The organism is Frigoriflavimonas asaccharolytica (genome assembly GCF_013294015.1).
In the GTDB taxonomy this organism is placed as follows: domain Bacteria; phylum Bacteroidota; class Bacteroidia; order Flavobacteriales; family Weeksellaceae; genus Frigoriflavimonas; species Frigoriflavimonas asaccharolytica.
Genome location: NZ_JABSNO010000044.1, coordinates 1 through 7,455 on the forward strand (window position 1 = coordinate 1; position 7,455 = coordinate 7,455).

The 7,455-nt window shown below is 29.4% G+C and carries 10 protein-coding genes; all 10 read left to right on the forward strand.

Going from position 1 to position 7,455, the window contains the following annotated elements:
• Positions 1–68 precede the first annotated feature (68 nt).
• The 10 genes from HNQ03_RS15560 to HNQ03_RS15600 all read left to right on the forward strand — a co-directional run bounded on the left by HNQ03_RS15560 (position 69) and on the right by HNQ03_RS15600 (position 7,385).
• A complete protein-coding gene (locus HNQ03_RS15560; RefSeq protein ID WP_173780619.1) occupies positions 69–1,583 on the forward strand; it encodes a site-specific DNA-methyltransferase in 1,515 nt (504 codons plus the stop codon).
• A 9-nt stretch (positions 1,584–1,592) separates the two neighbouring features.
• A complete protein-coding gene (locus tag HNQ03_RS15565) occupies positions 1,593–2,354 on the forward strand; it encodes a hypothetical protein (protein WP_173780620.1) in 762 nt (253 codons plus the stop codon).
• Complete coding sequence (locus HNQ03_RS15570; RefSeq protein ID WP_173780621.1) at positions 2,347–3,126, forward strand: DUF5677 domain-containing protein; 780 nt, start codon at positions 2,347–2,349, stop codon at positions 3,124–3,126. Before HNQ03_RS15565 ends, HNQ03_RS15570 begins: the two co-directional genes overlap by 8 nt.
• 97 nt (positions 3,127–3,223) lie before the next feature.
• Positions 3,224–3,619 carry a hypothetical protein gene (locus HNQ03_RS15575; protein WP_173780622.1) on the forward strand — a complete coding sequence of 132 codons (396 nt, stop codon included), beginning with the start codon at positions 3,224–3,226 and terminating at the stop codon, positions 3,617–3,619.
• Positions 3,609–4,076 (forward strand): hypothetical protein, encoded by a 468-nt coding sequence (locus HNQ03_RS15580; protein WP_173780623.1) that lies wholly within the window; start codon positions 3,609–3,611, stop codon positions 4,074–4,076. The genes HNQ03_RS15575 and HNQ03_RS15580 overlap by 11 nt, the downstream gene beginning before the upstream one ends.
• Positions 4,076–4,579, forward strand: a complete 504-nt coding sequence (locus HNQ03_RS15585) for a hypothetical protein (protein WP_173780624.1) — start codon at positions 4,076–4,078, stop codon at positions 4,577–4,579. The genes HNQ03_RS15580 and HNQ03_RS15585 overlap by 1 nt, the downstream gene beginning before the upstream one ends.
• Positions 4,580–5,131: 552 nt before the next feature.
• Positions 5,132–6,127 carry a type II toxin-antitoxin system antitoxin SocA domain-containing protein gene (locus tag HNQ03_RS15590; protein WP_173780625.1) on the forward strand — a complete coding sequence of 332 codons (996 nt, stop codon included), beginning with the start codon at positions 5,132–5,134 and terminating at the stop codon, positions 6,125–6,127.
• A gap of 49 nt (positions 6,128–6,176) precedes the next feature.
• Positions 6,177–6,650: a hypothetical protein gene (locus HNQ03_RS15595; protein WP_173780626.1), complete on the forward strand. Its 474-nt coding sequence runs from the start codon at positions 6,177–6,179 to the stop codon at positions 6,648–6,650.
• A gap of 2 nt (positions 6,651–6,652) precedes the next feature.
• Entirely contained in the window at positions 6,653–6,778 is a 126-nt protein-coding gene (locus HNQ03_RS16195) for a hypothetical protein (RefSeq protein WP_262888578.1), read from the forward strand.
• Between the two features lie 151 nt (positions 6,779–6,929).
• Positions 6,930–7,385, forward strand: coding sequence for a hypothetical protein (locus tag HNQ03_RS15600; RefSeq protein WP_173780627.1), 456 nt, complete (start codon positions 6,930–6,932; stop codon positions 7,383–7,385).
• The last annotated feature ends 70 nt before the right edge of the window (positions 7,386–7,455 follow it).

Below are 7,455 nucleotides of genomic sequence, written 5' to 3' on the forward strand. Positions count from 1 at the left end.
TCAAATTTTCTTCTCGTTTTTCTCATGTTTTTTCCGACTATTTAAAGTTAATAATTTCAACTTAAATAGTGGTCCAGTTTTTCAAGGGTATTATAACCAATACAGAAACTGATGGAAGATACCACAGCAATTGGCTGAATATGATGTACAGCAGATTATTGGTTGCCAGACAATTGTTGCGAGAAGATGGTGTTATTTTTATTTCAATTGATGATAATGAAGTGCATCATTTGAGAAAATTGTGTGATGATGTTTTTGGAGAAGATAATTTTATTGGGATTTTTACAGTTAATTCTTCGCCGAGTGGAATTGATTATGGTCATATTGCAAAAACTAATGACTATGCAATGTTTTATGCAAAAAATATTAATTGTACAGAAACATTCTATCTAGAAGAAGCAGAGAAGAAATTTTCTTTTTATGATGATATAGGAGGCTATAACATTGCACCGTTATATAATGGAAATGTAGCATTTAATCCACAAACTCGTCCGAATTTATATTACCCGTTTTACCTAAATCCAGAAAGTAAAATTGAAAATAGTTTTTATGAAATCGATGTTGAATACAGAGAAAATTGGGTTGAAGTTTACCCGGTTATTTCAAAAAAAGATGGTATTCAAAGAGTTTGGAGGTGGGGAAAGCCGAAAGCCAAAGAAAATAAGAATTTGGAGATTTTAGGTTATAAAAATACTTCAGGTGAATACCGGATAGTTCAAAAGAATCGTTTAACTTCAAAATTGATTAGATCTATACTTATTGACAATGAATATTCAAGTCGACGCGGAACAGGTGAAATTCAAGAATTATTTGGAAAGAAAATATTTTCATATCCAAAACCAACACATCTAATAAAAGATTTTGTTAGAAGTGCCTGTAAAGGAAATGATCTATTTTTAGATTTTTTTGCTGGTTCAGGAGTTTCTGGTGATGCGGTTTATCAACTTAATCAAGAAAATGATGAAAATATAAAATTTATTTTGGTGCAACTTCCAGAGCAAACAGACGAGAAAAGTGAAGCATACAAAGCCGGCTATAAAAAAATAAGCGACATTACCATAGAACGCAATAAAAGAGTGGTAAATAAAATTATTACCGCTAAAAAAGTAGAGCAACCAGATCTGTTTACAGAAGAAAATAAAGAAGAAAATCTACAAGGTTTGGGTTTTAAAGTTTTCAAATTGGCAAAATCTAATTTTCCAAGAGTAGATTTTGCACCAGATCCTACCAAAACAGACGAAGAAAATGTAGAACTTCTCAAAAAATATATTGCAGACAAAGAAGCACAATTGGTAAATGCCTTCAACAGAGAAGAATTGCTCACAGAAATACTGCTAAAGAAAGGTTTCAATCTCAATTATACCACAGAACTACAAACACAATTCACAAAAAACGAAATACTTCTCGCCAAAGACAGCGAAAAGGAATGTTTGATTTGTTTAGATGTGACCATCGCAAATGAAACCGTAGAATATTTTAAAACCCACAAAACCCAAAAATTCATCTGCCTCGAAAGAGCGTTGGATACTACCAAAAAGTACAATTTGAAGCATTATTTGGGAGATTTGGTGGATGTGTTTTAATTCTAATCTATGAAGCAGCCAAAAAAAATATTAAGCGATCATAAAAAGGTTGGAAGTAAATTTATTCCACCAATGATGGGCGGTTATAAAGGCTGGGAAACATCATTTTTTCCAGTTGATATTCAAAAGGATATCGTCCCGGAAATAATATGGATTGCTTACATAATCGATGAAATGGGTTTTGAAAAAGGCACAGACTTATTTTACTTATTTGTTTATTATATCGAAGAAATATTTTTAAGAAAATCATTAAAAGATTTTTGCTCATTAAGTAATTATGAAGATTTTAGTTTCTTGGATTTTCAAAATTTGAGAAATCAAATCAATCATTATTATTGGTTTGATGGAATTAGAGAATGCTTAAAACCATTTAACGAAATATTACCTGAAAATCCTTTGAATAAATTGTTTTTAGAAATTCCAAAAAAGGATAATAAAAATATAGATAAGTTGAAAAATATTTTAGAAGGTTTGAACAGTAAGAGAAATAAACTGATGGTTTTCTCATTAACTTCGGCTTTTTGTGTGCGAAATAACATGGGTAAAATTATGATAACTGAAAGTATAAACCTGCCTTCCCCGATCACAATTTTAGATTATCCAGATTCGGAGGATAGTTTGCGTTTGGCTTCATTTATTAGGGCAGGATCTTACAGCAGTTTCAAGAATCCTGACATTATAAAAACTAACAGTATTTGGAATAAGGAAATTTGGAATTACACTAATAGCATTGAACCTTTACAAATAAATTCAATTTTCAAAAATGGGTAAGCAAATTGATTTTCAAAAATATTTAGAGGACTACATTGAAAATCTTGGACAAGATCTTAAAATAAGATGGAATTCTTGGGAGAAGAATTTAGATGAAGTAGAAGTTTATGAAGTGATAGGTGGATTGATGGCTAGACAAGTTTCTATTGCAAATGAATTTTCACGAAGTGCAAATCTTTGGAATCCCAACATTGCACCGATTTTGTTGCGTAGCATGATTGATAATTATTTAAATTTTTGTTGGATTCTTTTGCAGCCATTAGAGAGATCGCAGAAGTTTATTTATTTTGGATTGGGGCAAGATAAAATACAAATGTCACATCGGAAATTATTGCAGGAAAATAATCCGTCCGAAGAGAATCAATTGGTAATTGACTCTATAGAAAGTTGGATAAATTCACAAAACTATGAATTTCTTACGATTGTAAATGTCGGAAGTTGGTCGGAGAAAAGTGTTCGGGAAATGGCTACAGAAACAAATGAATTAGAACTATATAATTATGTTTATCAGCCATTTAGTAATGTCGCACATAACTCTTGGAGCCATATAGGGAAATATAATCTTGGCGTTTCAGATAATCCACTTCACAGATTTGCAAAAGTACCAGCAATTTATAAATATACATACGATTTTTATTATATGGATTTGGCGATGAAATATGTTGATATGATGTTTTTGAAATTTGATGCTTTCTTTAAAGTAAAAGTAGATGTTATGCGTGCACGTGAAATATTTTATGAAGAAGTAGATAATATAGGAAGAGATAAATGAACTGTATAAAAGAGATATAAAAAATGTAAATTTGTTAATTAGTGTTATATATACTAAAATACTTGTTTTTAATTAACCTATAGATTAACTTTGCGCTTTGAAAAGAACATGTAAAAAATTAATTTCTTCTAAAGATGGTAGTAGAGCAATCTATATTGATGAATTAAATAAAGAAGAAATTCTTAATTTTATTAAACAAGATGAGCGTCACAGCAAAAAATTCAAATATATTTCAGATCTAATTTTGAGTAATTTGAAAAATACCGAATTGTACGATAAGGAAGATATTAATAAACAATGTAAAGATGTAACTGCGATGAAGTTCTTTAAAGGGCAGGAAAATGCAAGAATTTATTGCAAAGAGATGAAGAGTGACAAAGGTGTTTTTATTGTAGTTGCAGGAATTCTACATTCCAGAAAGAAATCGCAAAAGAATAGTAGTAAAGAAAAGACTTTAATAAATAAATTAGGAAAATACGAATATGAAGTTTAACGAAAAATATAATATTGATCCTGAATTTGAAGACTTATTCAGTTTCACTAGTGAAGAAGAACAATTAGAGCACGATGCAAAAATGATTATGTTCCGCTTTTTCAATGAATTAGAAAAATTAGAAATTGATGCACCAATTCGGAATAAAGATATTGCAGAAATATTTGGATCTTCAAAAAGTTATGTAACTCAATTAATGAGAGGTGATAAATTAATTAATTTGCTAAAGATTGCAAAACTGCAAAAATCTTATGATATTACTTTTGAAATTAGAGCAAAACACAATTCCGAAAATTATCGTGCAGTTGTAGAGCATAATTATCCCCTTGCTGAAAAGAAGAAACTTAATAATGATTTGAGCGGATTTTGGGTTTATCACAATTCAAATAAGACTTATGAAAATTTTGGAGGAATTGATTATGATCCTAGCAAAAATAAAACCTTAAAAGTAGCATAATGAAACCACTTCTTTCGCCACTTATATTACTTGATTTTTCAATTTTAAACAGTAATTTCCAGTTTATTCCACCAGAAGATAACAGTGAGATAGGCAGTGAATTATTTTCAGATTATGAAATAGATTTAGATTTTGCAATTTTTACAGAAGATGAAACAAAGATTTTTGTGAAAGTTGCAATTAATCAAATAGAAAATCCTGCTGTTGGTTATTCTATTTTAGCAGAAGGAGTTGCTTTTTTTAAATTAGATGAAACTGAAAAAATTTCCGATGAGGACAAGGTTTCACTTTTGCAATTTTCCGGGTTTTCAATAACTCTTAATAGTTTGAGAGGATTTATAACTGCATTAACTTCTATTGCGCCATTAGGTAAATATATTTTGCCATCCATAGATGTTAATGACGCATTTCGCCAAAAATCAGCAAAACCTGATGCTAAATCAGATAAGGAGAAATTAAAGCAATCAAATGAGAAAAAAACCAAGAAGATTGCCAAGCCTTAAAATTTATTATTAGCAAATTTCCTTTTTATTTTTAGAAAGGGAATTTTTATTAAAAATTTTAAAAATGTTATTTCAGAAAATTCTCATTATTCAATTTCGATAATAAAAAATCATTATAATTACACTTTAAAGTGTATTTTATTTGATATTATAAATATAATTTCACTTTATAGTTTTATTTGTATATCTTTGCATAAATAAATGGTTTGGCAACGAAAGATGAAGTTTCCCAATTTTTACGACAATTAAAATCTGTTAGAACTGTTGGGTAGTTATTTTTCGCTGATAGACCCGTTAATAAACAAACGATATTAGATTTAGAAATCACAGCAAAACAGAGAGAAATCTATATCAATGAACTGGTTTTTGAGGACTATTCCGAAGGTCCTTTAGATAATGACCAGTATGGTACAAATCCCATGTGGGTTTTTGGTAAAACCATCAAAAAGAAGGAAATATACATCAAAATTACAATTTCAGATTTGAACGTAATATGTATCTCTTTCCATACCTCACAGCATCCTATGAATTATCCCTTTAAGTGAGAACATTATGAAAAGCCCTTACACAGGAAAAGACATGAAACTGAAAAAAGAAATCCGGACAGTAAGTTTCAGAAAACAAGAGATTGAATATACAAACCTCAATTATTTCTGCGAAGAAAGCAAGGAGATTTTTGTAACAACGGAATTAGATGAATTAAATTTAAAAATAATTCAAAATAAATACCGGGAGATGAACAGTATTCCTTTCCCGGAAGAGATTATAAAACTTCGCAAGAAATACGGATTGTCTGCAGCCAAAATGGGAGAACTTTTTGGATTTGGACCAAACCAATATGCATTGTATGAAAGTGGAGAAATTCCAAGTCTTTCAAATTCAAAATCAATCAGTTTAGCATTGATTCCAACAATTTTCAAAACAATGATTGTTGATAGTCACGGCGTATTAAAAGATAAAGATTACAAGGCAATTTTGCATAAAATCAACAATGAAATTTTAGACGGATTTGATTCTTCAATACAGAATTATTTATTAGGAGATCATGATCCAGATGCATTTACAGGATATAAATCGCCCGATTACGATAAACTTGCGAATATGGTGGTTTATTTTGCACAACATCTTAAACCACAAAAAACAGTACTGAATAAATTATTATTTTATTCAGACTTTGGCCATTATAAGAACCATGCATCGTCCATCACCGGTTGTAGATATGCAGCAATTGCAAGAGGTCCTGTTCCAGACAAATTCAGAAGTTTATTTGAGAAAATGGAAAATGATTTTTTTATTGATATAAAGTATGTAGAATATCCAAATGGAATGGTCGGAGAAAAATTTTTGACGAACGAAAATTGCACGTTTAAAAATGATTTGTTCAATGCAACAGAAATGAATATGATGGAAAAGGTGAAAAACTGTTTTAAAGGAAAAACTACCAAAGATGTTGTTGATATAAGTCACGAAGAATCAGCGTGGTTAGATAATCAAGAGAATAAATCTTTGATTGATTACAATTATGCATTTGATTTAAACATGTTTTAATTAGAATTTTTTGTGGCTAATATTTCAATAACTGATACAATCATATTTTATGAAAAATTTTGTTGGAACAAATGATTATTATCCTAAAAATTTAGGCAGTATTTCATATTCAGATAATTCCAATGAAGATTGGCAAAATTACAGAAAATCTATAATTGAATCTCGCACGAAAAGTCAAGATGATTTTGAAAAATATTTAAACATATTTAGTAGCGGTGGTCTTTTAATAGGATTAACTATTTTAGGCAAATTAGTAGAAACTGCAAACGATTATGAATTTGAATATTTTGTAAGTACAGGTAGTGTACTGTTTGTAGTAAGTATTTTGTCAAATGTGTTTTCGCATTACAAAGCAATATCCAACGATGATAAAACAATTAGTGAAATAGATGTTCAAGATGTTGCGATCTTGATCAAAATTGATAAGAGGAACAAAACAATAAACAAAATGAATATTGTTTCATTATCAGCGATAATTTTAGGAAGTTCACTATTAATCCTTTTTTTAATTCTAAATATATAATCATGAGCAAGAAAATATTAATTCCACAAGCAAAACCAACAAATTCACCGGATAAACCTAAACCAATTAACGAAGAAAAAGGTAGAACTTCGCAAAAACCTTCCTTTTTGATAAAACCTAAAAAGTAGTTATGAGCAAAAAAGAAACACCAAAACCTGCAATCGTTAAAACTATTGTTTCAGGAGTGAAAATTGGATTAGGCAGAGCATCTTTACCTACAACCAACTTGAAACCACCGAAGAAGGGCTAAAAATATCACTGCATTGATTAAATAACCAAATGGAAGAAATACAAAAGAATGAAATATTAAAAAGATACTATGAGAATGTTAGAAATTACAAAGATGTTTTTCCATTAATTCTTATTTTACCAACGCTGATTGGAGGTTTTTGGCAACTATTGGAATTAGTAGTTATTGATCCTGCATTTCTGCGCTTTTTTTCAGTTTCACAACTGATACCTGATGGTTTATTAATTTTGGCAATTGTAGCAGTTGTTTATTTGATGTTTAAGATTTCCAATTGGCATTATAATTTTAAGAAAATTACTGAAATTGATAATCTTGACAAATTTTCTTTAAGAAATTTATTTTCAGGTATCGCCATAGTTTTAATGTTTGCATTAATTTTAGGTTATTATTATTTTATCTTACAGGTTTCATGGGAAAATTTTACCAATTTAAGCATTGTTAAAACTCTTTTTATATTATTTATCAATATCGTCCTAAACGTTTAAATAAAAATGTAAAAAAAGAGGGTAAAGTTTAGTATCTCAAAGTATCTTTGAGTTGCACAACAAAACCTTT